We start from the raw sequence: 26,592 nt of genomic DNA, 5'->3' as shown, positions 1-26,592 counted from the left end.
CCGCCCTCCAGCGTACGGCCGCACCGCGCGCGCGGCAACAAGCGCGGGCCATCCTGCTCATATGAGCAGGTCGTGTCGAGTGGCGCGCCCCTATGCTGGTCCGATGCACAGCCCCGACTCCCCCGAGACCGCAGCCGACGGAGCGCCGCTCGGGGCCGCAGGGGCGACCGGCGCCGGCGGGCGCTCGTCGGGGACCCGCGGGGCCGTGAGCCTGCGTGATGCGGGCCCGGAGGACCGGGCACTGCTCGCACGCGCGACCCTGGAGAACGTCAACTGGGTGAGCGAGCGCTTCACGATGGGCGACGTGATGTCGGAGCGGCGCTTCTCCCACTACTTCACGGGGTTCCCCGCCGGGGACGACCTCGGCATCGTGGCCATGCGCGGTCGGGATCCGATCGGGGTGGCGTGGCTCGTGGGGCTCACGGCGGACGATCCGGGGTACGGCTACGTGTCCGACGACGTTCCCGAGTTCTCGATCTGGGTCCGCTCCGACGAACGCGGCGCGGGCCTCGGCGGCCGCCTGGTCGACGCGGTGCTCGAACGCGCCGCCGACCGGGGCCTGCCCGGCGTGAGCCTGAGCGTCGAGACGGGCAATCGCGCGCGGCACCTCTACTCGCGCAAGGGCTTCACCGAGCTGCGCCGCTCCGACCACGACGTCGTCATGCTGTGGCGACCCGGGACGACCGCCTGATCGGCCGACCTCGGACGGTCACGCGGAGGCGCGCGCCAGCACCTCGCCGACTCGATCGCCGAAGGTGCACGCCATGAGGTCGGCGGCGTCTCCATCGCTCGCGGCGTCCAGGCCGATGCCGGTGGCGAGCAGCGTGTTGATGAGCATCCCGTCGGCCAGGAACCGGTGGATCTGGTCGGGCGCGAACCGGGCCTCGTCCCGGAGCAGCCTGAACACCTGGAGGAACCCGTCGCGCGCGACCGGGCCGATCGCGGGGTCGCCGCCCATCAGGTACCCGTGCAGGAGCGTGAGCAGGAGGCCGCGGTCCTCGACGAGGCGGAGGTAGGCCTCGCCGAGCCGATGCTCGGCGCTCGATCCGTCGTCGTCGGCCAGCGCAGCCCGGAAGGTCGCGAGCAGTCGATCGAGCGTGTGCCGCAGCGTGGCGATGAAGAGCTGCTCCTTGGTGCCGAAGAGCCGGACCACGTAGGGCTGGCTGATCCCGGCGGCGCGCGCCACCCGGTCGGTCGTCGCTCCGGCGTACCCGTGCTCGCCGAACACGGCGATCGCGGCGTCCAGGATCTGCTCGCGCCGCTGCTCGGCGGGAATGCGCTCGGTTCGGGTGGCCATGCTTGACATGTTATCAGTCGATTACTACATTGCTCTTGTAATCATTCGATTACTTCATGTCCGAGCAGGAGATCCCATGTCAACCGTCCGAAGGGCCCCCGTCTGGCTCGTCCTCGTCGCCACGTCGCTTCCGATGTTCATGGCGACCCTCGACAACCTCGTCATCACCAACGCGCTGCCCGTCATGGCCGTCGACCTCGGTGCGACCATCGAGGAACTGCAGTGGTTCCTCAACGCGTTCACGCTGGCGTTCGCGACCTTCATCCTGCCGACGGCGGCGCTCGGCGACCGCGTCGGACGTCGCACGGTCTTCGTCGCGGGCATCGCGGTGTTCAGCGTCGCGAGCATCCTCACGGCACTCAGCACGGAGCCGTGGATGGTCATCGGCGCGCGCGCCGTCCAGGGGCTCGGTGCCGCGGCGATCATGCCGCTCTCCCTGACGCTCCTCGCCGGCGCGGTGCCGACGAGGCTCCGGCCGGCCGCGATCGGCATCTGGGGCGGCGTCTCCGGGCTCGGCGTGGCGCTCGGCCCGCTCGTCGGCGGACTGATCATCGAGGGCTGGAACTGGCAGTCGATCTTCTGGATCAACGTCCCGATCGGCCTGGTCGCGATCCCCCTCGCCCTCACCGTCCTGCGCGACGCTCGCGGCGAGCGCCGACCACTCGACCTCCCGGGCGTCGCGCTCGCCGGCCTCGGCGTGCTCGGCCTCGTCTTCGGGATCGTGCGCGGCAACGAGGCGGGTTGGACGAGCGCCGAGGTCGTCGCCTCCCTCGGCGTCGGCGCGGTCCTGCTCGTCGCATTCACGGCGTGGGAGGCGCGGACGCCCTCGCCGGTGCTGCCGCTGTCGCTCTTCCGCGACCGCAGCTTCAGCGTCGCGAACGCCGTCGGCCTGACCTTCAGCTTCGGGATGTTCGGCTCCATCTTCCTGCTCGTGCAGTTCCTGCAGGTGGTCCAGGGCCGCACCCCCCTCGAAGCGGGGCTGATGACCACGCCGTGGACCATCGCACCGATGGTCGCCGCGCCGATCGCGGGATTCATCGCACCCCGGGTCGGCACGCGGGCCCTCATGGTCGTCGGCCTCGGAGCACAGTCCGCCGCCCTGTTCTGGATGGCGGCGATCCTGTCCGCCGACGTCGCGTACGGTTCGCTGATCCCGCCGTTCGTGCTCGCCGGCATCGGCATGGGCCTGGTGTTCGCCCCGATGGCGACCGCGGTCCTCGCGCGCATGCCGGAACGGCACCACGCGAAGGCCACCGGCACCAACTCGACCCTGCGCGAGGTGGGCGGGGCGCTCGGCATCGCCGTCCTCACGGCGGTCTTCACCGGCGCGGGCGGTCGACTCACCCCCGTCGACTACGTCGACGCGGCCGTCCCGGCCATCGCGACGGGCGCCGCCGTGCTCGCTGCCGCGTTCATGCTCGCCTTCCTCCTGCCCGACGGGCGCGCGATGCGCGAGGGCGAGGCGAACGCGCCGGCAGCCGACGGCCGGGCATCCACGGCCGGGCAGCCGGCTCCGGTCGGCGCCGGCGCAGCTGCATGATCGGCGTCGGGGCGAGGCGCTCGAACGGCAGCCCCGCCCCGACGCCCGACGCGGCATCCGGCGCGGGCGAGTCTAGGCTGGTCGCGTGGCCGACCTCTCGCGCTACCTCCCGCTCAGCCGGCGCCCCGACGTCGACGAGTCCGGCGTGACCGCCGACCGTCGCGCCGAGACGACCGAGGTGCTCACGGCACTGTCCGCCGTCCTCGGCGCGTGCGACGACGACGCCTGGGCCTCCCCCACCGCGCGCCCCGGCTGGAGCGTCGCCGATGTGGCGTCCGAGCTCGTCGCGGACTTCGGCCGCACGCGCACCCGACGCGCGCTCGACGCGGCCGGACGGATCGCGCGGGGCGGCGAGGCGCGGCGGCTCGCCGAGCTCGCCCGCCTGGGCGGCCCCGAGGAGGGCGCGGCCGCGATCGCGGCACGGGCCGACGTCATCCGCGAGCGCCCGAAGCCGACCGCGATCGCCGAGCTCGACGACGCCGTCGTCGCCGCCCTGCTCATCGGCGACGCGATCAACGTCGCCGTGCCGATCTCGGCGCGCGCGTCGGGCGCGGTGGCGCTGCGCCGCGCGGCCGCCGCGCCGACCGAGATCCGCGCGGTGATCTCCGGCCACCGCCTGCGGGCGACGGATGCCGGGTGGGAGTTCGGCCACGGCACGCCGCTGGTCGACACCGCGGCGGGGCTGCTGCGGTTCCTCCTCGGCATCGGCGACGTCGCGCCGCACCCGCCCCGGGACGACGAGGCGCCCGGCGCGGGGCGCGGGGCCTAGGCCCCTGCGCCCTCCGGGATCAGGCCACGAGCTCGCGCACGCGCTCCACGTCGCGCCCCATCTGGGCGATCAGCGCGTCGATGCCGTCGAACTTCTCCATCCCGCGGACGCGGTGGGCGAACTCGATGCCGATCACGTGGTCGTACAGGTCGAGGTCGCGGTCGAGCACGTAGGCCTCGACCTGCCGCTGCGCGACGCCCTCGAACGTCGGGTTGTTGCCGACGGAGATGGCCGCCGGATACCGCACGCCCCCGTCGATGAGCCAGCCGGCGTACACGCCGTCGCCCGGGATGAACCCCTCCGCGTCGGGTGCGAGGTTCGCGGTCGGGTATCCGAGCTCGCGGCCGCGCTTGAACCCGTGCACCACCAGGCCGCTCACGGTCGGCACGTGCCCGAGCAGCTCGGCCGCGTGCTCGACCTCGCCGGCCTCGAGCAGTTCGCGGATCCACGTCGACGACACCCGTCGACCGCCCTCGGGCACCACGTCGTCGACGACCACCACCTCGAAGCCGAGCTCCCCGCCCTGCCGCCGGAGGAGGTCGACGTCCCCCTCGTTGCCGGCGCCGTACCGGAAGTCGTGCCCGACGAGCAGCACGCGAGCCTGCAGGGCGTCCGCGAGGTAGCGCCGCGCGAACGCGTCGGCGGTGTGCGCGGCGAGCGCGGCGTCGTAGTGCAGCAGCACCGTGGCGTCCAGGCCGGTCGTGGCGAGCAGCTCCAGCTTCTGACGCGTGCTGATCAGCTGCGGAGGGCAGCGGTCCGGGGCGTGGAACGCCGCCGGGTGCCGGTCGAAGGTGATCGCCACGGCGGCAAGGCCCCGCTCCTCGGCGATCGCCCGGAGCGCGGCGATGACCGCGCGATGGCCCTGGTGCACGCCGTCGAACTTGCCGATGGTCACCGCCGACGGCCCGAATCCGGGCGGAACGGCGCCGAGGCCGTCGAAGGTCCTCACGAGCGGTCCTCCCCGCCCGGGGCCTCGGCGGCACGCGCGTCAGCCGAGGTCGCACGGCCGGCGGGCTCCGCACCGACCTCCGGCGGATGCGTGGCGAGCCACCACATCCCGAGCAGCGGCAGCACCAGCGGGATGAACAGGTAGCCTCGCCCGAACCACGACCACACGGTGTCGGCCGGGAACAGGTCGGGACGCATCACGCTCAGCGCGCCCACGATCACGACCCCGGCGAACTCGAACACGATGGTCCCCCACGCGACCCGGTACCAGCCGCGGCCCCGTCGCAGCAGCGCCACCGTCGCCACGATGTACACGACGGCGGCGAGCGCCGAGAGCGAATAGGCGAGCGGCGCCTCGTCGAACCGCTGGACGATCTGCACGAAGCTGCGCCCTGTCGCGGCGAGCGCGAGCACCGCGTACACCGCCACGAGGACGCGGCCGATGCCGCTCAGGCGGCCCGGCGTCGCGGCGGGCTCGGGTTCGGTGCGTGCGTCGCTCATGTGCGTCGATTCTCCCAGACGGAACATCAGGCCTGCTGCACCGTCCAGATCTGCAGCATCCGGTACACCATGACGGCCACGGCGAGCGCGGCCACCCCGCAGACCACCGTGGCCCACCTGGTGCGGTCGAGCAGGGCCCAGAGCGCCGCGGCGGGCGGGAGCAGCAGGGCGCTGACGAGGTAGACCCAGAACTCGAGCAGGCTCCCCGTCGGCGGGTTGCCGACCGCCGGTGCGACGATCGCGACGACCACCTGGGCCACCAGGAGGACCTCGACGACCGCGAGCGCGCCGAGGACGAGGTCGTTCGGCACGCGCTTCGCGAGTCCGAGCACCACGCACAGCGATCCGCCGATCACCGCCACGGCGACCTGGACGTAGGCGAACCACTCGATCATGCGCCCTCCTCGGCGGGGAACCCGGTCACGACCTTCAGCTGGGGTCCGCGACGCTCGACGATCGCGACGAGGACGTCGCCCGGCCCGACCGCGGCCAGGGGCCCCGACCCGGGGACGTCGTCGGGTGCGGCGATGCGCTTCCCGTGACGGAGGTCTCGGGTGGCGTCGGCGTCGACGACGACGACGGGGAGGACCCGCCGGGCGGCATCCGCGGAGGTGAGCCGCCGCGCGGCGACGTCGAAGCCGTCGAGCTCGCCCGCCTCGGCCACGTCGAAACGCCCGATGCGGGTGCGGCGCAGGGCGGTGAGGTGCCCGCCGACGCCGAGCGCGGCACCCAGGTCGCGTGCGAGGGCCCGCACGTACGTGCCCGACGAGCAGGCGACGCGCACGTCGAGGTCGAGCCATCCGTCGCCCTGGCGCAGGTCGAGCAGGTCGAACGCCGAGACGGTGACCGTGCGCGCCTTCAGCTCCACCTGCTCGCCGTCGCGCACGCGCTGGTACGCCCGCTTGCCGTCGACCTTCACGGCGCTCACCGCGCTCGGCACCTGCTCGATCACGCCCGTGAGCTCGCCCATCCGCCGGGCGACGGCGTCGCGCGTGATCGCGGAGACGGCCTCGGCGGACGACGCGGGCAGCGACTCGCCCTCGGCGTCGTCGGTCGTCGTGCCCCACCCGAGCCGCACGGTCGCGACGTACTCCTTGTCGAGGCCGACGAGGTGGTGCAGGAGGCGCGTCGCGGAGTCGACGCCGATGACGAGCAGCCCGGTCGCCATGGGATCGAGGGTGCCGGCGTGCCCGACCTTGCGCGTTCCCGCGAGACGGCGGATGCGGGCGACGACGTCGTGGCTGGTCATCCCCTGCGGCTTGTCGACGAGGAGGATGCCGCTGTTCACGCCGTACAGGCTAACAGCGCGCGGATGCCGCCTCCGCGCGTCCTACGCTGGACCGGTGAGGATCGGCATCATCGGCGCCGGCGCGCTCGGCGGGACCTTCGCGGCACTGCTGGCGCGGGCGGGCCACGACGTGGAGGTGACCGCCCGCGGCGCGGGGCTCGAGGCGATCCGTTCGGGAGGCATCCGGCTGTCGGGCGGGTACGGCGACGCGCACGTGCACCCGGCAGCCGGGGAGCGGCTGTCGGTACGCCCCGACCTCGTCCTGGTGTGCACGAAGGCGCAGGACGCCGAATCGGCGCTCGCGGCCAACGCCGACCTCGTCGACGGGGTCACCGTCGTGGTGGTGCAGAACGGCCTCGAGGGCGTCGCGACGGCCGAGCGGATGCTGCCGCGTTCGTCGTGCCTCGGGATGCTGTCGATCATCGCCGCGAACTACACCGAGCCCGGCGCGGTGCGGGTGACCACGACCGCCGCGAGCTACGTGGGTCGCGGCTCCGGCGAGCCCGACGACGAGGTCCGCCACGTCGCAGCCGTGCTCTCGGAGGCCGCGCCGATGGTCGCGATCGCGAACTTCCGCGGCGCGCAGTGGACGAAGCTCGTCGTCAACATGCTGAACGCGGTGCCGGCGATCGTCGGTCGCAGCGTGCAGGAGGTCGTGGACGATCCGGCCCTGCGCCTGGTGGTGGCGGCGTCGATGCGCGAGACGGTCCGCGTGGGCGCGGCCCGCGGCATCCGCTTCGGCTCGCTGCAGGGCCTCGGCGACCGGCGGCTGCGCCTCTTCGCCCGCCTGCCGCTCCGGATCGGGCAGGTGCTCCCCTGGTCGATGCGGGTGCGGATGGGGAACGTGCCCAACCTCGGGTCGACGCAGCAGAGCCTGCGACGCGGCCAGTCGACCGAGGTCGACTTCCTCAACGGCGCCGTGGTCCGCGAGGCCGAGGCTGCGGGAACGGACGCGCCCGTGAACCGGGCGCTCGTGGCGCTCGTGCACGAGGTGGAGCGCACCGGCGCGCCGCTTCCGGACGAGCGCGTGACCGCGATCCTCGCCGGGCCGCTGCGTTCGGGTTGAGCGGATGACGCAGCCCGACCCGTCCGCCGACCACGGCACCGACCTCGCACCGGCCGTGATCGACTGGTTCGCCGAGGCCGCGCGGCCGCTGCCGTGGCGTGCCGCCGACGTGTCGCCGTGGGCGGTGCTCGTGAGCGAGTTCATGCTGCAGCAGACGCAGGTCTCGCGCGTGCAGCCCCGTTGGCAGGAGTGGATCGAACGATGGCCGACGCCCGCGGACCTCGCTGCGGAGCCCCCGGCCGAGGCGGTCCGCGCCTGGGACCGGCTGGGCTACCCGCGACGCGCGCTGTGGCTGCATCGCGCGGCGACCGAGATCGTGGAGCGGCACGGCGGCGAGGTGCCGCGCGACCTCGACGCGCTGCTCGCGCTCCAGGGCGTCGGTCCCTACACGGCGCGGGCGATCGCGGCGTTCGCGTTCGGCGAGCGGCATCCGGTGGTCGACACGAACACGCGTCGGGTGATCGCCCGCGCCGTCGACGGACTCGCCGAGGCGGGACCGCCCGCCACCGGCCGCGACCTCGCCGCCATGGCGCGCCTGCTGCCCGCCGATCGCGAAGCGGCCCGCCGCTTCAACGCCGGCGCGATGGAGCTCGGCGCGACTGTCTGCACGGCCCGTGCACCGCGATGCGAGGAATGCCCCATCGCCCGTGCGTGCGCCTGGCGCGCGGCCGGCTACCCGGCGTACGACGGCCCGCGCCGTGCCCGGCAGGCTCGGTTCGCGGGCAGCGACCGCGAGGCGCGGGGCCTCGTGATGCGCGAGCTGCGCGCGGCGCATCGGCCGGTGCCCGCGCGCGAGTTGGCGACGGTGCTGCCGGAGGATCCCGACCGGTTCCGTCGTGCGCTCGACGGGCTCGTCGCCGACGGACTCGCGGTCGACTCCCGCGACGGGTACGCGCTGCCGCACGCCTGAGGGCGCGACGCCGGAACGCGGCCGCTCAGCCGGTGAGCGCCACGAGCAGGTGCGCCTCGACCGCGGCCTCGCGCCCGTCGACCCGCAGCGCCCCCAGCGGCTCCGTCACCGCCGCGGCACCGAGGCGCGTGCGGGTCGCCTCGGCGATCGCGACGCCTCCGACGGGGGCGCGATGCTCGATGCGCGACGCCACGTTCACGGTGTCGCCGATGACCGTGTAGGTGCGTCCGCCGCCGGTGCCGAGGATCCCGACGTTCGCGGTCCCCGAGTTCACGCCGACCCGGAAGCGCGGCCAGTCGGGATGCTCGGCGGCGACCGCGCCGGTGGCCTGCTGCAGGGCGAGGGCGGCGCTGGCGGCGCGGTGCGCATGCGACGCGCCGGACGCGGCATCCGTCTCGAACACCGCCATCACGGCATCGCCGATCAGCCGGTCGACCCGACCGCCGAACCGCTCGACGAGCGGCGGGATCGCGTCGGTGAAGTAGGTGTTCAGCATGGCCGTGACCTCGGCGGGGTAGTGCGACTCCGAGAAGCGCGTGAAGCCGGCGAGGTCGGCGAACAGCACCGAGACGTCGCGTTCGCCCGCCGCGGTGTCCCGCGTGTAGAGGCCGGCCCAGCGCTCCTCCCGCCACGACCGCTGGGCCGCCACCGCGATGATGACGAAGGCGGCGAGCATCAGCACGTGCCATTCCCACCAGGACAGGTGCCAGTTGCGGCCCAGCACGACCGCGACCTCCGCCTCGGCGAGCAGCGTGAACGCCGCCGCGAACGCGAGCGGCAGCGGCGAGGCGGCATGCCGCGGCATCCGCAGGTAGCGGACGACCGCGACGCCGTACCCCGCGAGCCCGGCCGCCGCGAGCACGGTGAAGGGCACCGTCATCCGCTCGGGAGGCGCCGCGTCGTCGAGCGGGCCGAGACGCAGGAGCGACACGGCGGCCCAGGCGAGCATGAGCGCGACGAGCCCGCCCACGAGCCACGGCGCGAGCCGGACGACTCGCGAGCCGCGCGCTCCGTCGAGGTCGAAGCTCGACCACGCCGCGAACGCCGCGGCGACCGTGAGCCCGACGGGGGTCGCGAGGGCGAAGCCCGTGTTCGACCCCTCGAGCAGCACGCCCGGAGTGGCGAGCGCGTGCAGCGCCAGGAACCCCGCCGCGGCGAAGAAGGAGAGCGACACCAGGACGAGGCGCGCGTCGCGCCGCAGCCGCGCCGCCGACCCGACCGCCCACGCGAGTGCCGCGTTGATCGCCCCGGCCGCGAGGACGATCCAGAAGTGCGCGGGCTGGTGCTCCCACTCGAGGTCGAGGGCCGGCCGCGCGACGAGCAGCCAGAGCCCGAGCAACGGCACGGCGAGGATCGCGACGACGAGCGCGACGCGAGCCGGCGACGGCGGCGGCGCCACCGGCCCGATGCCCGGCGCGATGCGCGTCATCGCGGCGCGTCCCCCTCCCGGCCGGCCTCCGCGGCAGTGGCGAGATGGCTGTGCACGGACGACACCACGACCGACCCCTCACCGACCGCGGAGGCGACGCGCTTGACCGATCCGCGCCGCGCGTCGCCGACGGCGAACACCCCCGGCAGGCTCGTCTCGTGGGGGGCGGGCTCGCGTTCGAGCGGCCAGGCGCGCCGGCCGCCCTCCTCGATGACGTCGGCGCCCGTGAGCACGTAGCCCCAGCGATCGCGCAGCACGTCGGGCGGCAGCCACCCGGTGCGCGGTGCGGCCCCGATGAGCACGAACAGGCCGCCGCACGCCTCCTCGGTCGTGTCGCCGGTGTCGCGGTCGCGCAGGACGACGCGCTCGAGGGCGCCCTCGCCGCCGCCACCGACGACCTCGACGCGCGAACGCACCGCCACCCCCTGCGCGGCGAGCTGGTCGATGAGGTACTGCGACATGCTGGCTGCGAGCGAGGTGCCCCGCACGAGCAGCGTGACGGATTCCGCGTAGCGGGCCAGGTGCAGCGCCGCCTGACCCGCGGAGTTGCCCCCGCCCACCACGAACACCCGCTTGCCGGCCATGCCCTGCGCCTCGATCGCGGATGCGCCGTAGAACACGCCGGCTCCCTCGAACCCCTCGAGCTCGGGCACGCCGAGCCGCCGGTACGACACGCCCGTCGCGAGCACGACGCTGCGGCATCGCACGGAGAGGTCGGGCGCGATGCGCACCGTGAACCCGTCGCCCTCGCGTTCGAGTCCGACGACCTCGCGCGCGTGCGCGAACCGCGCACCGAACACCCATGCCTGCTGGTAGGCGCGCTGCGCGAGCTCCGACCCGGAGATGCCGCGCGAGAACCCGAGGTAGTTCCGGATCAGCGAGCTGGAGCCCGCCTGGCCGCCGATCGACTCGCGTTCCACCACGAGCACGTCCAGCCCCTCCGACGCGGCGTAGACCGCGGCGGCGAGGCCCGCAGGGCCGGCGCCGACCACGACGAGGTCGGCCGTGCCGTCCGCATCCACCGACGTGTCGAGCCCGTAGGCGGCGGCGAGCTCGGCGTTGCCCGGATCGACGAGCGCCCGGCCGTCGAGCATCACCACGACCGGCACCTCGGGCACCTCCCGGATGCCCGCGCGCTCGAGCCGTTCCCCCGCCCGCGGGTCCGTCGGTTCCAGCCAGTCGTGCGGCACGCCGCCGCGCGCGAGCAGGCTCCGCAGCTCATGGGTCCGCGCGAGCCCGGAACGGCCGATCACGGTGACCTCGCGCGGCCGCACGCCGATCGAACGCTCCCATTCGAGCAGGAACTCGGTGATGGTGCGGTGGAAGTACTCGTCGGGCGAGTGCCAGGGCCGGATCACGTAGTACTCGAGCTCGCCCGCCGCCATGAGCGCGAGGATCTCCTCCCGCACTCCCGGATCACCCCACTGTCCCCATTCGATGAGCCGGCCGCGCCGCACGTCGGGGAACCACGAACGCGCGACCGCGAAGACGCTGCGCCCGCCCACGTCGCCCGCGCGGTCGGCCAGGACGAGTGCGAGCTGCCCGGCCTCGTCGGCCAGCGCCCGCATCCGGTCGGCCGCGGCGTGCTCGTCGGGGACCTCGTCGATGCGGTAATCCGAGCCGTACCTGCGCGCGAGTTCGGCGACGATCGCCGAGCGGACGTCCGGGTCGCGGGCGACCACGAGGATGACGGGTGGTGCGACGACCGGCATGCGCCCTCCCTCGACTGCACCGGGCAGCGAACGGAGGCAGTGTACCGCCGCGCCGCCGGGGCGCGACAGGGTCGGACGGATGCCGCGGGGCCGGCGCGCGGCATCCGTCCGCCAAGTCGCCGGGGACCGTCAGTCGGATCCGGCGAGCACCTTCTCCCGATCGGCCCGGTCGAGCTCGCGGAGGTCGAGGCCGCGCGTCTCGCGGGCCGCGACGACCGCCACGAGCGTGATCGCGCATGCGACCGCGACGTAGATCGCGATCGGCACGCTCGACCCGTACTGCCCGAGGAGGGCCGTGGCGATGATCGGGGCGAGCGAACCCGCGAAGATCGAGGTGACCTGGTAGCCGAGCGAGACCCCCGAGTAGCGCATGCGGGTCGGGAACATCTCGGCCATGATCGCCGGCTGCGCCGCGTACATGAGCGCGTGGAACACGAGGCCGAGGGCGATGGCGGCCCAGATGATGACCGGGTTCCCGGTGTTCATCAGCGGGAAGGCGAAGAACCCCCAGGTCGCGCCGAGGACGGCGCCTGCCGCGTACACGGGCTTCCGGCCGAAGCGGTCGGAGAGGTTGCCCGCGATCGGGATCGCCACGAAGTGCACGACGTGCGCGGCGACCAGGATGAGCAGCGTGTTCGCGGTGCCCTCCTTCACGACCTGCGTGAGGTAGACGATCGAGAACGTGACGACGACGTAGTAGAGGATGTTCTCCGCGACGCGCAGGCCCATCGCGGTGAGGACGCCGCGGGGGTAGCGCTTGATGACCTCGAGCACGCCGTAGCTGGTGGCCTTGGCTTCCTCGCGCTCGGCCTGCATCTCGAGGAAGATCGGCGCGTCGGTGACCTTGGTGCGGATGTACCAGCCGATGAGCACGATCACGGCGGAGAGCCAGAACGCGACGCGCCAGCCCCAGCCGAGGAACGCCTCGTCGGAGAGCGTCGAGCTCAGCACGAAGAGCACGAGGGTCGCGAGCAGGTTGCCGACCGGCACGGCGGCCTGCGGCCAGCTCGCCCAGAATCCGCGGCGCTCCGACGGGCTGTGCTCGGCCACGAGGAGGACGGCGCCGCCCCATTCGCCGCCGAGCGCGAAGCCCTGGAGGAACCGGAGCAGGACCAGCAGCGCCGGTGCGGCGAGTCCGATCTGCGCATAGGTCGGCAGGCAGCCGATGAGGAAGGTCGCGACGCCGATCAGGATGATGCTGAACTGCAGCAGCGTCTTGCGGCCGTACTTGTCGCCGAGGTGCCCGAAGACGATCCCGCCGAGCGGCCGGGCGATGAAGCCGACCGCGTAGGTGAGGAACGCGGCGATGATGCCGGCGTACGGGTCGTCGGACGGCGGGAAGAAGACCGTGCCGAACACGAGGGTCGCGGCCGAGGCGTAGAGGAAGAACTCGTACCACTCGACGACGGTGCCGGCCATCGAGGCGGTGACGACGCGGCGGAGCCCGGAGGTGGGGGCGGCTTCGGTCGTCACCCGGTCGGGTGCCTGGGTCATTCGATGCTCCTTTGCATGGAATCGACGTGGGGACGTCGGACGCGCTCGCGTCAACGCCCGAGTTTGTCGTGCAGTGTTCTGCATTCCAATGCCGAGATCTGCGACCAAGATGTGCGAAACTGCAGATCGTGCCGCCCACGCCTCCACGCCGCGCACCGAGCGCAGACGACCTCATCGTCCTGCTCGCGGTCGCCCGCGAGGGGCGCTACACGGGCGCCGCCGATCGGCTCGGGCTGAACCACACCACGATCGCCCGGCGCATCGAGGCGCTCGAGCAGGCGCTCGGCGGGCGGGTGCTCGCCCGCGGCGCGGCGGGATGGGTGCTCACACCCCTCGGGGATCACGCGATCGCGGCGGCCGAGGACGTCGAACGCGCGATGCGGCGCCTCTCCCCCGACGGCGCCCCCGCGCTCGCCGGCATCGTGCGCCTGTCGGCGACCGACGGGTTCAGCGGGTTCATCGCCGCACCGGCGATGGCGGCGCTCCGCGAGCGGCATCCGGATGTCTCGCTGGAGGTCGTCACGGCGCAGCGCCGCGCCGCCCAGCAGCGCGTGGGCGTCGACCTCGAGGTCGTCGTCGGCCGACCCCACGTGCAGCGTGCGGAGGCCATCCACCTCGGCGACTACGTGCTCGGCCTGTACGCGAGCCGGTCGTTCCTGGCGCGACGCGGCGTCCCCGGGAGTCCCGCCGAACTCGTCGGCGAGCCGCTCGTGTACTTCATCGAATCGATGCTGCAGGTCGACGCCCTCGACGAGGCGCGGCGTTCGACGCGCGGCATGGTCGACGCGGTCTCCAGCACCAACGTGTACGTGCACGTCGATGCCACGCGCGCGGGCGCCGGCTTCGGGCTGCTTCCCGCGTTCCTCGCGGATGCGCACGACGACCTCGTGCGGCTGTTCCCGGACCGGGTCGAGGAGCGCCTGCCGTACTGGCTCGTGTGCCGGCCCGAGGCCCTGCGCCAGCCGACCGCGCTCGCGTTCATCGCGGCGCTCCGAGCCCGGATGGCGGAGGCCGCCGACGCCCTCCTCGGGCGCACGGCGGCCTCGACCGGTGCGGAGAGCTGAATCGATCAGCCGGCTGCGCCTGCGCCGCGCGGTTCCTGCTCGTCGTCGTCGGCGTCATCGAGATCGCGGGGCGTCACGTACGGGTCGGCGTCGCCGGCGTACTGCGCGGACGCGGCGAGGGTCGACGTGTCGGCGTCGCGCTTGCGGGCCTCCCGGAGGAGCTCCTCGATGTGCTCGGCGTTCTCGGGGATGGCGTCGGCGATGAACTCGAGGGTCGGCGTGAGCCGTGCCGTGATGTTGCGGCCGACCTCGCTGCGGAGCATCCCGGTGGCGGCCTTGAGGGCGAGCGCCGAGTCGCGGCGCTCCTCCTCGGTGCCGTACACCGTGTAGAAGATGCTCGCGTGCTGCAGGTCACCCGTCACCCGGACGTCGGTGATCGTGACGAACCCGAGCCGCGGGTCGCGCAGGCCCTTGTCGAGTCGCTTGGCGACGATCTCCTTGATGCGGTCGGCCAGTTTGCGGGCCCGTTGCGGATCTGCCATGGCTGCCTGCCTTTCGTGGTGTGGAGGGAGGCGGGGCTCCGCTCATCATGGACGAGCGGAGCCCCGTACCGGAGGCGGCTAGGCCCGCGGCTTCTCGCGCATCTCGGTCGTCTCGATCTCGTCGCCGACCTGGATGTCGTTGTACTTGCCGAGGCCGATTCCGGCCTCGAAGTCCGTACGGACCTCCGTGACGTCGTCCTTGAACCGACGCAGCGACTCGATGGCCAGGTTGTCGCCGACCACGACGCCGTCGCGGATGACGCGAGCCTTGGCGTTGCGCGTGATCGTCCCCGACCGCACGATGACACCGGCGATGTTGCCGAACTTCGAGGAGCGGAACACCTCGCGGATCTCGGCGACACCCGACTGCACCTCTTCGAACTCGGGCTTGAGCATGCCCTTCAGCGAGTTCTCGATGTCGTCGATCGCGTTGTAGATGACGTTGTAGAAGCGCACGTCGACGCCCTCGCGGGCGGCGCGCTCGCGCGCCTTCACGTCGGGGCGGACGTTGAACCCGATCACGATCGCGTTGTCGATCGTGGCGAGGTCGATGTCGCTCTCGGTGACGGCGCCCACGCCGCGGTGGAGGATGCGGAGCTGGACCGAGTCGTCGACCTCGATCTTCATCAGCGACTCCTCGAGCGCCTCCACGGCACCCGACACGTCGCCCTTGATGATGAGGTTGAGCGCCTCGACCTTGCCCTCCTCCAGCGCACGCGTGAAGTCCTCGAGCGAGATGCGCTTGCGGGCCTTGGCCAGCTGGGCGTTCCGCTCGGCGGCCTCGCGCTTCTCGGCGATCTGGCGTGCGGTGCGGTCCTCCTCGGTGACGAGGAAGGTGTCACCGGCGCGCGGGACGCTCGAGAGGCCCTGCACCTGGACCGGCCGCGACGGCGTCGCGGCGGTCACGGGCTCGCCGTTCTCGTCGCTCATCGCGCGGACGCGGCCGTAGGCCGTGCCGGCGACGATCGCGTCGCCGACCTTGAGCGTGCCCGACTGGATGAGCACGGTCGCGACGGCGCCGCGGCCCTTGTCGAGCTTGGCCTCGATGGCCACGCCTCGGGCGTCCTTGTCGGGGTTCGCGCGCAGGTCGAGCCCGGCGTCGGCGGTGAGGAGCACCGCGTCCAGCAGATTCTGGATGCCGATGTTCTCGCGCGCCGAGACGTCGACGAACATCACGTCGCCGCCGTACTCCTCGGCGACGAGGCCGAACTCGGTGAGCTGCTGGCGCACCTTGGCCGGGTTGGCGTCGGGCTTGTCGATCTTGTTCACGGCGACCACGATCGGCACGTTGGCCGACTGGGCGTGGTTCAGCGCCTCGACCGTCTGCGGCATGATGCCGTCGTCGGCCGCGACCACGAGGATCGCGATGTCGGTCACCTGGGCGCCTCGGGCACGCATGGCGGTGAACGCCTCGTGACCCGGGGTGTCGATGAAGGTGATCGCGCGGTCCAGCCCATCGTGCTGGGTGTGCACCTGGTACGCACCGATGTGCTGAGTGATGCCGCCGGCCTCGCCCGCGACGACGTTCGCGTTGCGGACGGCGTCGAGCAGTCGCGTCTTACCGTGGTCGACGTGACCCATGACGGTCACGACCGGCGGACGCGGCATGAGGTCCTCGTCGCTCTCGTCCTCGAGCTCCTGGTCGAGGTCGATGTCGAAGCCCTCGAGCAGCTCGCGGTCCTCGTCCTCCGGGGAGACGACCTGGATCTTGTAGCCGAGCTCGGCGCCGAGCACCTCGAAGGTGGCCTCGTCGAGCGACTCCGTCGCGGTCGCCATCTCACCGAGGTGGAAGAGCACCGTGACGAGCGAACCGGGGTTCGCGTCGATCTTGTCGGCGAAGTCGGAGATCGACGCGCCGCGGCGCAGGCGGATGACGGTGTTGCCGTCGCCGCGCGGGACGCTCACGCCGCCGAGCGACGGGGCCTCCCGCATCTCGAATTCCTGCCGCTTCGTCCGCTTCGACTTGCGGGCCTTGCTCTTGCCGCCGCCACGACCGAACGCGCCGGCCGTGCCGCCGCCGGGGCCGCGACCGCGACCGCCGCCGCCCGCGGGCCGGGGGCCGCCGAAGCCGCCGCCGGGCGCGCCGCCCGGACGGAAGCCGCCGCCGCCGCCGGGACGGGCACCGCCGCCGCCGCCGGGACGCTGGAAGCCGCCGCCGCCGGGGCGACCGGCGCCGCCGGGACGCGGAGCACCGGGACGCGGGGCACCGGGACGCGGCGGCTGGGGCCGCGGGATGTTGCCGGGCGTCGGGCGCTGGCCCATGCCCTGCGAGCTCGAGAACGGGTTGTTGCCCGGGCGGGGCTGACCCTGCCGCTGGCCCATGCCCTGCGAGCTCGAGAAGGGGTTGTTGCCGGGGCGGGGCGCGCCGGGGCGCGGCGCCGGGCGGGGGATGTTCTGCCCGGGCTTGGGGGCGCCGGGGCGCGCGACGTCGGCGGGCTTGGGCCCGGACTTCGCGGCGTCGGACGAGCCGTCCTCGGCCGGCTTCTCGGCAGGGGCCTTCGCCGCGGCCTTCTCCGCGGCCGCCTTGTCGGCCGCGGCCTTCTCGGCCGCCGCCTGGCGCTCGGCGACCGACAGCGGAGCCTCGGCCTTGGGCGCCTCGGGAGCCGGCGCTGCCGCCGGCTTCGGGCCGGGCTTGGGACCCGGCTTGGCCGCGGCGGGCTTGGGCCCCGCTGCGGGCTTGCTCGCCGCGCCGGCGCCCTCGAGGGCGGCCCGGAGGCGACGTGCGACGGGGGGTTCGATCGAGGACGACGGGCCCTTGACGTATTCGCCCATCTCCTTCAGCTTCTCGAGCGCGACCTTGCTGTCGACGCCGAGCTCGCTGGCGATCTCGTGTACGCGTGGTTTGGCAGCCACTTCTCTCCTGTTCCGGGTCCGACCCCGGGACAGGGGCGGACCATCAATGGCGGACGGGTCTCATTTCGAGCCGCTCATGAGTTGTCCATTAGCCGTTCAGCCTGTTCTCTACATCGGATGTGTCCAGCTCGCCGCTCACGCGGAGCGCACGCCCGAAGGCGCGTCGCCGCTGGGCGAGTCGGAGGCACTCGAGCGTCGGATGGAGCCACGCGCCGCGCCCGGGAAGCACCGCCGATGGATCGGCGACGACTCGGGATTGCTGGGCGACGACCCTCAGGAGTGAGGCTCGCGGAGCGCGTGAACGGCATCCGATGCACGTTCTGACGGGATCCATCCTACACCTCCGGCCTGTGCGTCTCCGGACAGGCCCGGGCGACGGGGCCGTGCGTCACGCCTGGTCGAGGATCGAGTCCGGCTGGATGTCGATCTTCGCACCGGTGAGCTTGGCGGCGAGGCGGGCGTTCTGCCCCTCCTTGCCGATCGCGAGCGAGAGCTGGTAGTCGGGCACGAGCGCGCGCACCGCGCGGGTGCCCTCGTCGATGACGTACGCGTTCGTCACCTTCGCGGGCGAGAGCGCCGAGGCGACGAAGGTGGCGAGGTCGTCGTTCCAGTCGACGATGTCGATCTTCTCGCTGCCGAGCTCGGCCGTCACGGCCCGCACACGCTGCCCGAGCTCGCCGATGCAGGCGCCCTTGGCGTTGACGCCCGGCTGGGTCGCGCGCACGGCGATCTTCGTGCGGTGACCGGCCTCGCGCGCGAGCGAGACGATCTCGACGACGCCGGAGGCGATCTCGGGGACCTCGAGGGCGAACAGCTTGCGGACGAGCGCCGGGTGCGTCCGCGAGACGGTGATCGACGGCCCCTTCGCCCCCTTCGCCACGCTCGTGACGTACACGCGGATGCGCTGGCCGTGCGGGTACTCCTCGCCCGGCACCTGCTCCTCAGGGGGCAGGATCGCCTCGACGGTGCCGAGGTCGATGTGCACCATCCGCGGGTTCGGGCCCTGCTGGATGACGCCGGCCACGATGTCGCCCTCGCGCCCGCGGAACTCGCCGAGCACGGCGTCGTCGGCGAGGTCGCGGAGGCGCTGGTTGATGACCTGCTTGGCGGCGAACGCCGCGATGCGGCCGAAGTCGCTCGGGGAGTCCTCGGCTTCGCCGATGACGTTCCCCTCCTCGTCGTACTCGGGGACGTAGATCGACACGTGCCCGGTCTTGCGGTCGAGGTGGGCGCGGGCGCCCTTCGGGTTCGCGTGCCCGTGCTGGGCGGGGTTGGTGTGCTTGAGGTAGGCCATCAGGATCGCCTGCTCGATGATCTGCACCAGTTCGTCGAACGGGATCTCCTTCTCGCGCTCCATCATGCGGAGCACGCTGAGGTCGATGTCCATTCCGGCCTCCTCTATTCAGCTCTCAGGTCCGCTCCCCACCCGGGCGGAACACTCAAGGTTAGCGGATGCCGCGGCGACCGAAGTCATCGCGCCCGCCATCGGCAATTCGACGTGAATGCCCATTGACACGGAATGAGGATTCAACGTTAATGGTTGTTGTCATGAAAACTACGAGGACGTACACGATGCGCGCTCGCGCCGAGCAGGTGGAGCAGACGCGCCGCCGCATCCTCGACGCCCTCGTCGCACTGGCGGCCGAGCGCCCGCTCGCCGCATGCACGCTGCCGGCGGTCGCCGAGCGCGCCGGCGTCTCCGTGCAGACCGTGCTCCGGACCTTCGGCTCGCGCGACGAGCTCTTCGCCGCCGTCCTCGACCGGACGACGCCCGAGGTGCTCGCCGAGCGGGCCGTCGATCCCGACGACGTGCCGGCGACGATCGCCGCGCTCATCGACCACTACGAGGCACGCGGCGACGGCGTGCTCCTGCTGCTCGGGCAGGAGGGGTGGGAGCCGCTGGCCGCGCGCGTCACGGACCTCGGACGCCGTCTCCACCGCGACTGGGTCGTCCGGGCCTTCGCGCGCGAGCTCGGCCTCCTCGCACCGCCGCGACGCGAGGAGGCCGTCGACCTGCTCGTGGCCGCCACCGACGTCTACGCCTGGAAGCTCTGGCGGCGCGACGCCGGGCGTTCCCGCGACGAGACGCTCGCCCGCATGATCGCGCTCGTCGGGTCGGTCGTCGACCGGCTCGACGCCCGCACCGGCTGAAGGGAGCCGCCATGTCCACCATCGCCGTCGTCACCGTCGACGCGGGCGGCAACACCCCGCCCGCGCTGCGCATCGCCACCGAGCTGGTCCGCCGCGGGAACGACGTCGAAGTGCTCGGGCACCCCCGGCAGGCCGACGCCGTCGCCCGCGCCGGCCACGCCTTCCGTCCGCTCGAGTCGGCGTCGTTCTACGACTCGAGCGTCCGCCGCTCGGTCCCCACCGCGGTCGGGCAGGCCGTCCGCCTCGCCGCCGACCGCGACCTCGAGCGCGAGGTGGGCGACGCGGTCGCGGCATCCGGTGCCACCGCCGCGATCGTCGATTGCCTCATGTCTTCCTCGGTCCGCGGCGCGCAGTCCGCCGGGGCCGCGACGGCCGTGCTCTTCCACACGTTCCTGGAGTACTGGGACCGGTCGTACCGACGCGGGCCCGTCGGGCTCGCCTCCCGCCTGCGCGGTGCCGACCCGCTCACGGAGTGGGCCCGTGCCGCCGGCCGCATCGTCGTCTCCGACGTCGCCCTGGACCCGGCATCCGCGCGCCGCACGGCGTCGTCCCGGGCGGCCGAGTGGGTCGGCGCGCTCGAGACGGGCGTGCCCGCCGCGCCGGATCCCGCGCTCCCGCCGCTGGTCGTCGTGAGCCTCAGCACGACGTGGTTCCCGGGCCAGACCGACGTGTACCAGCGCGTCGCGTCGGCGCTCGGCTCGCTGCCGGTCCGCGGCATGATCACGCTCGGCGGCCTGCGCCCGGACCGCGACCTGCGGCTCCCGCCGAACGTCGACCTGCGCGAGCGCGTCGATCACGGCGAGGTCTTCCCCGAGGCATCCATCGTCATCGGGCACGGCGGCCACTCGACCGCGTTCCGCGCGCTCGCGCACGGCCTGCCCGTGCTGATCCTGCCGATGCACCCGCTGCTCGACCAGCCGATGGTCGCTCGAGCCGTCGAGCGAGCGGGCGTCGGCGCCGCGCTCCCCCGCACGGCCCCGACCGAGCGCATCGCCGCCGCCGTGACCGCGCTCCTCGCCGATTCGCGCACGCGCGCGGCCGCGAGCACGCTGGGCGCCCGGCTGCGGGCGACGGATGCCGCCGGCGCCGCCGCCGACGCGATCGAGCGGCTCGTCCGCGCCCGCTCGGTCGACCGGGCCGGTCGAGACTGAGCGCGGCCGCGGCGCGCGGACGCCGGGATCCGCCGCACCGTTCGACGCCATCGCTGGCATGCTGAGCACATGGATCCGTTCAACGATCTCGTGCTCGCCGCGGGCGACACGCTCTGGACCTGGATCGTGCTGCCCGTCGTGGTGCTGCTCGGCCTCTACTTCACGGTGCGATCCGGCGTCGTGCAGTTCCGCCTCATCCCCGAGATGTTCCGGACCCTCACCGACAAGACACCGCGCGACGAGTCGGGCGAGCCGCAGTCGGTGTCCGCGTTCCAGGCGTTCACGATCTCCGCGGCGTCGCGCGTCGGCGTGGGCAACATCGCCGGCGTCGGCACCGCGATCGCGATCGGCGGGCCGGGCGCGATCTTCTGGATGTGGCTCATGGCCTTCATCGGCGGCGCCTCCGCGTTCGTCGAGTCCAGCCTCGGCCAGCTCTTCAAGGTGCGCGACAAGGACGGCTTCCGCGGCGGACCCGCGTACTACATCGAGCGCGGCCTGAAGGCGCGCTGGGCCGGCATCCTCTTCGCGGTGATCCTCATCGTCTGCTTCCCGTTCGCGTTCTCGTCGCTGCAGGCGAACACGATCAGCGCCTCGCTGACGGGCGCGGTCGCGCCGGAGGGCGGCGCGGCCTGGATCGCGTGGGTCGCGGGCGCGACGCTGGCCGTGCTCACCGGTCTGGTCGTCTTCGGCGGCGTCCGCCGCATCGCGCACGTCACCCAGGCGGTCGTGCCGCTCATGGCGCTCATCTACCTGCTCGTCGGGCTCGTCATCGTGGCGATGAACATCACCCGGCTGCCCGAGGTGTTCGCCTCGATCTTCACCGAGGCGTTCGGGTTCAACGAGGTCGTCGGCGCGACGCTCGGCACGATCATCCTCACGGGCGTCAAGCGCGGCATGTTCTCGAACGAGGCCGGCCTCGGCTCGGCGCCGAACGCCGGCGCGAGCGCGGCCGTCACGCACCCGGTGAAGCAGGGCCTCGTGCAGACCCTCGGCGTCTACTTCGACACCTTCCTGGTCTGCACGATCACCGCGTTCATCATCCTCGTGTCGAACCCCGACCTCGCGAACGCCGAGCGCGGCATCGGGCTCACGCAGGACGCCATGGTGGCGAACCTCGGGCCGTGGGCGAGCATCCTGCTCACGATCGTCGTCTTCCTGCTCGCGTTCAGCTCGATCCTCGGCAACTACTACTACGGCGAGTCCAACATCGAGTTCATCTCGCCCAAGCCGTGGCTGCTCACGACCTACCGTTCGCTCGTCGTCGTCGCGATCTTCGTCGGCTCGGTGGCCGCATCCGACCTGGTCTGGAACACCGCCGACGGGGTCATGGGCCTCATGGCGCTCGTGAACCTCGTCGCGATCGCCCTGCTCTCCGGCATCGCGTTCCGCCTGCTCCGCGACTACACGCACCAGCGCCGGCAGGGTCGCGATCCCGTCTTCACGCGAGACCTGCTCCCGGATGTCACGGGCATCGAGTGCTGGGTCGACGAGCGTTCGGTCACCGGCCCGATCGACGTGCCGACGGCGAAGCACCAGGCCGAGAAGCACCGCGACCACCTGCACCACGAGGACTGAGTCCCGACCCGCCCCCGGCGCCGGATATTGCTCAGCATGACCGAGCGGGATGTCACGGAAGGTCGGGGCAGGTGGGGCGGTAGGGCTCGTCGCCGAAGTGGTCCGTCCACTCCGCAGCAGTCAGTTGGCGCGACGCGACCGCGCACGCCGCGTCGCGCAATCCCTCGAGGTCGCGGACGGCGAACTCGCCGCTCGGCCGCCATCGCTGGAGCATGGCGGGATCACCGGTCACCGTCACGACCTCGGACGCGCTCCCGACCCACTCCATGGTCGACCGGTGCGAGGGAAGCGGCTCGAGGATGCGGCGGAGCGCCTCCCCCGTCTCGAGGCTGCGCGTCCAGATGCCATCGGAGGCGGCGCACAGGAGTTCCGACGACGCCGTGACGAGCAGCGTCGAGCAGTGCAGATCCGCCCGCACCCAGATCACGTCGCCGGCCGGGAGGCCGATGCGCGCAGCACGCGCGGAGGACATCGCGAGCAGCCCGCCCGCCCGATCGGACGCGACGAGCCGAGTGGTCATGGATGCGGAGCTGCTCCCGACGGGCAGGTCGATGGCATCGACGAGGGCCAGCGTGTCCGCGTCGTAGACGCGGAGGTGATCGCGAGCGCCGCCGTACACACGGCCGTCGACGACGTCGATGCGCTGCAGCGCGACCTCGTCGCCGGATGACGCCCTCCCATCGGGAGCACCGACCACACGCCCGGTCCTGAGGTCGATCACCGCCGGATCGACCGCATCCCGGAACAGGAGGTATGCGGTGCGGCCGTCGGGCGAGAACACCGGACGCTGGGCGATCTCCCGGTCGAACGTGATCGCGTCGAGGGCGAAGCCGCTCTCCCGCAGGCGAACCCCGACGAGATGGCTCTCGCAGCAGGATCCCGGCGCTGCCGACGACGAACGTCGCGTGTGGATCAGCGCCGTCGCCCCGTCCGCGCTGACGATCACCTCGCGATGCGGCGCGCCCGTTCGAGCCGGGACGCGGATCTCGTCGGCCGTGAGCGCCGGCAGCTCCGGGTCGAGCTCGCGCACGACCTCGCCTGTGGTGAGGTCGATGATCCTCGCGTCGGGTGCGGGGCCGTCCGGATCGCCGTCGGAGTCCGGATCGACGACGACGAGCATCGTCCGGGTCCCGGGCACGACCGCGGCGGCGAGGTCCGCGGCATCGGGGAACCGAACCGTGCGCACCAGCCCGCCGGCCTGCCCGAGGGCCGCGTCGAGGGCCGTACGCGCGCGCGGATCGTCTGGCCAGCGCCGGTGGACCTCCACGGCCAGGAGCGCCGCGGTCTCCCGGCCGGTTGCCGTGCTGGACGCCGCGGACGTCAGTGCCTCGATGCGCGCCTCCTCCGCCGCAGCTTCCGCGTCAGCACTCCGGACGACCGCCACGCCGGAGGCGACGACCGCCACCACCGCGAGGACCGCGGCCACCAGGAGTGCGAGGCGCAGCCTGCGGTTGATGACCCGCTCCCGTTCCGCACGCGCCTCCAGGTCCCGGACCTCGTCGCGGTGCGCGGCGAGCGACGCCGCGACGTAGTCGGACTCCACGCTCGTGAGCCCGGGAGCGGCGCGCTCCCGCCATTCGACGGTCGCCTGCAGGCTCGCTCCGCGCATGAGCTCGTCGTCGGGTCGCCCTGCGGCATCCCAGGCGGCCGCGGCCGCCTCGGTCCGACGCAGCATCCGTGCGTCGCCCGCATCCTCGTCGAGCCAGGCGTCCAGCCTCGGCCAAGCCCGCCCGACGGCCTCGTGGGCGATGATCGCGGAGTCGCGGTCGATGGTGACGAGTCGGGCCGCGACCAGGGACTCGGCGACGGCGCGTCGCGCGGCGCCGTCGGTGAGCAGTCCCAGCGGCATCCGGCGACGGACGGTCGCACCCTCGGGCGTGCGCTCGACCAGTCGCATCATGAGCGAGCGGCAGACCGATCGGCCCTCCGTGCCGAGGGCATCGTAGACCTGCTCGGCGGAACGGGCGATCGCACCGGCGATCCCTCCGGCGGCGACGTACCCCTCGACCGTGAGGGTCGCACCGTCGCGACGCCCCCACGTCGCCGCGAGCGCGTGGGAGAGCGCCGGAAGGATGCCGGATCGGTTCCCGGCGTCGCGAAGGATGACCTCGACCAATCCGGCCTCGAGCGAGAGTCCCGCGGCCTCGGCAGGCCCCGTGCACGCGAGGCGGAGTCCGTCCGCGTCCAGCGGCGCGAGCGCGTAGACGTCCTGACCGAGCGCGGTGCCGATCACCGGGAGCGCACTGGCGCGATCCAGGAAGTCCGACCGGAGCGTGAGGACCATGCTTCCGCCGGCGTCGAGCCACGCGCGCAGTTCCGCTCCGAGCTCGCGCAGTTCGTCGTCCGGCAGTTCGAGCAGCTCCTCCGACTGATCCATCGCGAGCGTCGCGGGACCGCCCGACACCACGTCGCGGAGCTCTGCGAGGCCCGGCTCGTCGGGGGTGATGATGACCACGCGCCGGCCCTGGTCGCGCAGCCGCGGCACCACGCCGGCACGCAGCACCGAGGACTTGCCCGACCCGCTCGGCCCCACGAGCGTGACGACCGCTCCGGGTCGGATGCGGGCGAGGATCGTCCTGATGTCGGGATCGCGTCCGAAGAACATCGCGGCATCGTCGACGTCGTACGGGGCGAGGCCGCGGTACGGGCACGACTCGTCCGAGCCGGCCGGACGCCCGCCCGGGGGCACGGCATCCGGGTCGAGTGCGGGATCGTGGCGGAGGATGTCGACCTCCAGGCCGCGCAGCTCGTCGCCGAGGTTGAGCCCCAGCTCCTCCACGATACGCCCGCGTGCGGAGCGGAGGACCCCGATCGCCTCTGCCTGGCGCCCGGCCCGGTAGTTCGCGAGGGCGAGCACGGCCCAGCGGTGCTCGCGCAACGGCGCCTCCCGCACCATCCGCTCGGCGTCGGGGATGACCTCCGCGGCTTCACCGAGACGGAGCCGAGCGTCGAGCAGTTCCTCCTCGACGTCGGCGTGGATCTCGGCGAGGCGCATCGCCTCGGCGCGCGCGGGAGGCCACTCGGCGACGTCCTGGTACGGATCGCCTCGCCACAGGTCGAGTGCGCGGCGATAGGCCGCGGCGGCACGATCAGGGGCGCCCTCCAGCCCGAAGCGTCGCGCCCGCGCCACCTCGTGTTCGAACGTCACGGCGTCGACGGCGCCATCCGGGACGCCCAGCCGGTAGCCGCCTCCGACCGTGATCACGGCGTCCCTGCCGAGGCGCGAGCGGATCCTCGCGATCGCGTTGTGGACCTGTTGCGTCCAGGTCTTCGGGAGCCGCTCACCCCAGCACGCGTCGGCCAGCTCGTCCGGCGACACCGGCCGCGCGCGCCGCACGACCAGGGCGGACAGGATGATCCGCTCCCTCGGGCTGAGCGCCGGCCCGCCGGTGTCGAGGGGACCGAGCACGCACACGGTCATGATGGCAGTGTCGGCCTGTCCGCCCAGCGCGTCAACGGGCCGAGGTCATCGCTCGAGGACGGTGATCGCGACCATCGGAGGCGGGTTGGGGCCGGGTCGCATCTCGAGCGCGACGACGAAGTCGTCGTCGACGAAGCCCCAGCTCTCGCCCTCATCGCCGCCACGGAGGTCGCCGTTCCAGACCTGCGGGACGATCTCGCCGATCCGTTCGGCCAACTGCGCCGCCTGCGGCTCGGGGTCGTCGGTCTCGAAGATCATGTCCCAGACCCCGGGAGCCACGCCGGAGTAGACGAGTTCCCCGTCCGGGAGCGGGAACTGCGCGGGGAAGTCCTCGGCGACGCCGTCGATCTCCTCGACGTTCTCGCCCTCCTCGCCGTACGCCTCCCAGATCGGGTCGTCCCACGCCGCCTCCCCGGCGGGCTCGGACCCGGCGGCGGCAGTCGTCGTGGGCTGGTCGCGGTCATCCCCCGAGGCGCACCCGACGAGCAGCAGCGCGGCCGCCATCGCGGCTCCGGCGATGCCGCGATGCACGGCCCGGCGATCAGTGGTCGCTTCGAACATCATTCTCTCCACCTCTCGAACTCCGCAGCGGGCGGCGGATGATCGTCGCCCTCGGCGGGGAGCGCGGCGCGTTCCCCGCCTCAGGTTCCGAGGCTCCCGGAGGGCACTATCCGTTCGCTATCCGTGCGGGTCGAGCGAATATCCGGCGCGCGCCGGGGGGGGGGGGGGGGGGGTGGGGACACCCCCCCCCCAACACGGAGGGAGAAGGGAAGGAACGAGAGGAAGGAAAAAGGAGGGGGGGGGGGAGAAGAAGGAATGGGACAGGTGCAACACCCCCCGGAGGATTGGACGGGAGGCGGCGGCAGGGGGGGTGGTTACGAAAGCTCCGCTCCGAATACCGCGGCGCGAGCGTCCGATGATTGGGTTGTGGACCACCTCTG

At 73.0% G+C, this 26,592-nt stretch carries 23 protein-coding genes; 9 read left to right on the top strand and 14 right to left on the bottom strand.

Features of this window, described 5'->3' with window-relative positions; genetic code table 11:
• Positions 1-103 precede the first annotated feature (103 nt).
• Positions 104-691, top strand: coding sequence for a GNAT family N-acetyltransferase (locus ACUY4T_RS12755; protein ID WP_446019338.1), 588 nt, complete (start codon positions 104-106; stop codon positions 689-691).
• 18 nt (positions 692-709) lie between these two features.
• Here ACUY4T_RS12755 and ACUY4T_RS12750 read toward each other — a convergent pair whose 3' ends face one another.
• Positions 710-1,297, bottom strand: coding sequence for a TetR/AcrR family transcriptional regulator (locus tag ACUY4T_RS12750; RefSeq protein ID WP_446019337.1), 588 nt, complete (start codon positions 1,295-1,297; stop codon positions 710-712).
• Positions 1,298-1,373: 76 nt separating this feature from the next.
• Between ACUY4T_RS12750 and ACUY4T_RS12745 the strand changes: the two genes are divergently transcribed.
• On the top strand, positions 1,374-2,837 hold the full coding sequence (locus ACUY4T_RS12745) for a DHA2 family efflux MFS transporter permease subunit (protein WP_446019336.1): 1,464 nt from the start codon (positions 1,374-1,376) through the stop codon (positions 2,835-2,837).
• Between the two features lie 85 nt (positions 2,838-2,922).
• On the top strand, positions 2,923-3,606 hold the full coding sequence (locus ACUY4T_RS12740) for a hypothetical protein (protein ID WP_446019335.1): 684 nt from the start codon (positions 2,923-2,925) through the stop codon (positions 3,604-3,606).
• Between the two features lie 19 nt (positions 3,607-3,625).
• On the opposite strand, the gene ACUY4T_RS12735 is transcribed toward ACUY4T_RS12740, so the two are convergent.
• From ACUY4T_RS12735 to truB, 4 genes are read right to left on the bottom strand one after another with little or no spacing between them, the layout of a single operon-like run.
• Positions 3,626-4,555: a bifunctional riboflavin kinase/FAD synthetase gene (locus tag ACUY4T_RS12735; protein WP_446019334.1), complete on the bottom strand. Its 930-nt coding sequence runs from the start codon at positions 4,553-4,555 to the stop codon at positions 3,626-3,628.
• On the bottom strand, positions 4,552-5,055 hold the full coding sequence (locus ACUY4T_RS12730; RefSeq protein WP_446019333.1) for a hypothetical protein: 504 nt from the start codon (positions 5,053-5,055) through the stop codon (positions 4,552-4,554). Before ACUY4T_RS12730 ends, ACUY4T_RS12735 begins: the two co-directional genes overlap by 4 nt.
• Before the next feature lie 26 nt (positions 5,056-5,081).
• Positions 5,082-5,450, bottom strand: coding sequence for a hypothetical protein (locus ACUY4T_RS12725; protein WP_446019332.1), 369 nt, complete (start codon positions 5,448-5,450; stop codon positions 5,082-5,084).
• A complete protein-coding gene (gene truB / locus ACUY4T_RS12720) occupies positions 5,447-6,343 on the bottom strand; it encodes a tRNA pseudouridine(55) synthase TruB (RefSeq protein WP_446019331.1) in 897 nt (298 codons plus the stop codon). The genes ACUY4T_RS12725 and truB overlap by 4 nt, the downstream gene beginning before the upstream one ends.
• Before the next feature lie 55 nt (positions 6,344-6,398).
• Between truB and ACUY4T_RS12715 the strand changes: the two genes are divergently transcribed.
• Both ACUY4T_RS12715 and ACUY4T_RS12710 read left to right on the top strand, forming a co-directional pair.
• The gene (locus ACUY4T_RS12715) at positions 6,399-7,409 is read left to right on the top strand and encodes a ketopantoate reductase family protein (RefSeq protein ID WP_446019330.1); all 1,011 of its coding nucleotides are present in this window, start codon (positions 6,399-6,401) and stop codon (positions 7,407-7,409) included.
• Between the two features lie 4 nt (positions 7,410-7,413).
• Positions 7,414-8,319, top strand: a complete 906-nt coding sequence (locus ACUY4T_RS12710; RefSeq protein ID WP_446019329.1) for an iron-sulfur binding domain-containing protein — start codon at positions 7,414-7,416, stop codon at positions 8,317-8,319.
• A 25-nt stretch (positions 8,320-8,344) separates the two neighbouring features.
• On the opposite strand, the gene ACUY4T_RS12705 is transcribed toward ACUY4T_RS12710, so the two are convergent.
• The 3 genes from ACUY4T_RS12705 to ACUY4T_RS12695 form a co-directional block, all read right to left on the bottom strand.
• Positions 8,345-9,748, bottom strand: coding sequence for an adenylate/guanylate cyclase domain-containing protein (locus tag ACUY4T_RS12705; protein ID WP_446019328.1), 1,404 nt, complete (start codon positions 9,746-9,748; stop codon positions 8,345-8,347).
• Positions 9,745-11,460 (bottom strand): NAD(P)/FAD-dependent oxidoreductase, encoded by a 1,716-nt coding sequence (locus ACUY4T_RS12700; RefSeq protein WP_446019327.1) that lies wholly within the window; start codon positions 11,458-11,460, stop codon positions 9,745-9,747. The genes ACUY4T_RS12705 and ACUY4T_RS12700 overlap by 4 nt, the downstream gene beginning before the upstream one ends.
• 129 nt (positions 11,461-11,589) lie before the next feature.
• On the bottom strand, positions 11,590-12,954 hold the full coding sequence (locus ACUY4T_RS12695) for an MFS transporter (RefSeq protein ID WP_446019326.1): 1,365 nt from the start codon (positions 12,952-12,954) through the stop codon (positions 11,590-11,592).
• A 128-nt stretch (positions 12,955-13,082) separates the two neighbouring features.
• On the opposite strand from ACUY4T_RS12695, the gene ACUY4T_RS12690 reads away from it, so the two are divergent.
• Positions 13,083-14,018, top strand: a complete 936-nt coding sequence (locus ACUY4T_RS12690) for a LysR family transcriptional regulator (RefSeq protein ID WP_446019325.1) — start codon at positions 13,083-13,085, stop codon at positions 14,016-14,018.
• A 5-nt stretch (positions 14,019-14,023) separates the two neighbouring features.
• Here ACUY4T_RS12690 and rbfA read toward each other — a convergent pair whose 3' ends face one another.
• The 4 genes from rbfA to nusA form a co-directional block, all read right to left on the bottom strand.
• The gene (gene rbfA / locus ACUY4T_RS12685) at positions 14,024-14,500 is read right to left on the bottom strand and encodes a 30S ribosome-binding factor RbfA (protein ID WP_446019324.1); all 477 of its coding nucleotides are present in this window, start codon (positions 14,498-14,500) and stop codon (positions 14,024-14,026) included.
• A 78-nt stretch (positions 14,501-14,578) separates the two neighbouring features.
• Positions 14,579-17,353, bottom strand: coding sequence for a translation initiation factor IF-2 (gene infB / locus ACUY4T_RS12680; protein WP_446019323.1), 2,775 nt, complete (start codon positions 17,351-17,353; stop codon positions 14,579-14,581).
• Positions 17,354-17,441: 88 nt separating this feature from the next.
• The gene (locus ACUY4T_RS12675) at positions 17,442-17,687 is read right to left on the bottom strand and encodes a YlxR family protein (protein ID WP_446019322.1); all 246 of its coding nucleotides are present in this window, start codon (positions 17,685-17,687) and stop codon (positions 17,442-17,444) included.
• Between the two features lie 54 nt (positions 17,688-17,741).
• A complete protein-coding gene (gene nusA / locus ACUY4T_RS12670) occupies positions 17,742-18,740 on the bottom strand; it encodes a transcription termination factor NusA (protein WP_446019321.1) in 999 nt (332 codons plus the stop codon).
• Positions 18,741-18,901: 161 nt separating this feature from the next.
• Between nusA and ACUY4T_RS12665 the strand changes: the two genes are divergently transcribed.
• From ACUY4T_RS12665 to ACUY4T_RS12655, 3 genes are all read left to right on the top strand, one after another.
• Positions 18,902-19,504 (top strand): TetR/AcrR family transcriptional regulator, encoded by a 603-nt coding sequence (locus tag ACUY4T_RS12665; protein WP_446019320.1) that lies wholly within the window; start codon positions 18,902-18,904, stop codon positions 19,502-19,504.
• Positions 19,505-19,515: 11 nt separating this feature from the next.
• A complete protein-coding gene (locus ACUY4T_RS12660; RefSeq protein ID WP_446019319.1) occupies positions 19,516-20,655 on the top strand; it encodes a glycosyltransferase in 1,140 nt (379 codons plus the stop codon).
• Between the two features lie 69 nt (positions 20,656-20,724).
• Entirely contained in the window at positions 20,725-22,230 is a 1,506-nt protein-coding gene (locus ACUY4T_RS12655; protein WP_446019318.1) for an alanine/glycine:cation symporter family protein, read from the top strand.
• A 52-nt stretch (positions 22,231-22,282) separates the two neighbouring features.
• Here the strand turns inward: ACUY4T_RS12655 and ACUY4T_RS12650 are convergent, their stop codons facing one another.
• Together ACUY4T_RS12650 and ACUY4T_RS12645 are read right to left on the bottom strand one after the other, a co-directional pair.
• Positions 22,283-25,651, bottom strand: a complete 3,369-nt coding sequence (locus ACUY4T_RS12650) for an nSTAND1 domain-containing NTPase (RefSeq protein WP_446019317.1) — start codon at positions 25,649-25,651, stop codon at positions 22,283-22,285.
• Positions 25,652-25,696: 45 nt separating this feature from the next.
• Positions 25,697-26,215 (bottom strand): hypothetical protein, encoded by a 519-nt coding sequence (locus ACUY4T_RS12645; RefSeq protein WP_446019316.1) that lies wholly within the window; start codon positions 26,213-26,215, stop codon positions 25,697-25,699.
• Between the last annotated feature and the right edge of the window lie 377 nt (positions 26,216-26,592).

The organism is Agromyces arachidis (assembly GCF_052805135.1).
Note: the sequence above shows the minus strand (reverse complement) of the source record. Positions and strands in the feature narration are given on the sequence as shown.

Bases quoted from the DNA above. Each gene is read 5' to 3' on its own strand.
- ACUY4T_RS12755 (WP_446019338.1), top strand. From the start codon at position 104: ATGCACAGCCCCGACTCCCCCGAGACCGCAGCCGACGGAGCGCCGCTC.
- ACUY4T_RS12750 (WP_446019337.1), bottom strand. From the start codon at position 1,297: ATGGCCACCCGAACCGAGCGCATTCCCGCCGAGCAGCGGCGCGAGCAG.
- ACUY4T_RS12745 (WP_446019336.1), top strand. From the start codon at position 1,374: ATGTCAACCGTCCGAAGGGCCCCCGTCTGGCTCGTCCTCGTCGCCACG.
- ACUY4T_RS12730 (WP_446019333.1), bottom strand. From the start codon at position 5,055: ATGAGCGACGCACGCACCGAACCCGAGCCCGCCGCGACGCCGGGCCGC.
- ACUY4T_RS12725 (WP_446019332.1), bottom strand. From the start codon at position 5,450: ATGATCGAGTGGTTCGCCTACGTCCAGGTCGCCGTGGCGGTGATCGGC.
- ACUY4T_RS12710 (WP_446019329.1), top strand. From the start codon at position 7,414: ATGACGCAGCCCGACCCGTCCGCCGACCACGGCACCGACCTCGCACCG.
- ACUY4T_RS12705 (WP_446019328.1), bottom strand. From the start codon at position 9,748: ATGACGCGCATCGCGCCGGGCATCGGGCCGGTGGCGCCGCCGCCGTCG.
- ACUY4T_RS12700 (WP_446019327.1), bottom strand. From the start codon at position 11,460: ATGCCGGTCGTCGCACCACCCGTCATCCTCGTGGTCGCCCGCGACCCG.
- ACUY4T_RS12695 (WP_446019326.1), bottom strand. From the start codon at position 12,954: ATGACCCAGGCACCCGACCGGGTGACGACCGAAGCCGCCCCCACCTCC.
- rbfA (WP_446019324.1), bottom strand. From the start codon at position 14,500: ATGGCAGATCCGCAACGGGCCCGCAAACTGGCCGACCGCATCAAGGAG.
- ACUY4T_RS12675 (WP_446019322.1), bottom strand. From the start codon at position 17,687: ATGGATCCCGTCAGAACGTGCATCGGATGCCGTTCACGCGCTCCGCGA.
- nusA (WP_446019321.1), bottom strand. From the start codon at position 18,740: ATGGACATCGACCTCAGCGTGCTCCGCATGATGGAGCGCGAGAAGGAG.
- ACUY4T_RS12665 (WP_446019320.1), top strand. From the start codon at position 18,902: ATGAAAACTACGAGGACGTACACGATGCGCGCTCGCGCCGAGCAGGTG.
- ACUY4T_RS12660 (WP_446019319.1), top strand. From the start codon at position 19,516: ATGTCCACCATCGCCGTCGTCACCGTCGACGCGGGCGGCAACACCCCG.
- ACUY4T_RS12655 (WP_446019318.1), top strand. From the start codon at position 20,725: ATGGATCCGTTCAACGATCTCGTGCTCGCCGCGGGCGACACGCTCTGG.
- ACUY4T_RS12650 (WP_446019317.1), bottom strand. From the start codon at position 25,651: ATGACCGTGTGCGTGCTCGGTCCCCTCGACACCGGCGGGCCGGCGCTC.
- ACUY4T_RS12645 (WP_446019316.1), bottom strand. From the start codon at position 26,215: ATGATGTTCGAAGCGACCACTGATCGCCGGGCCGTGCATCGCGGCATC.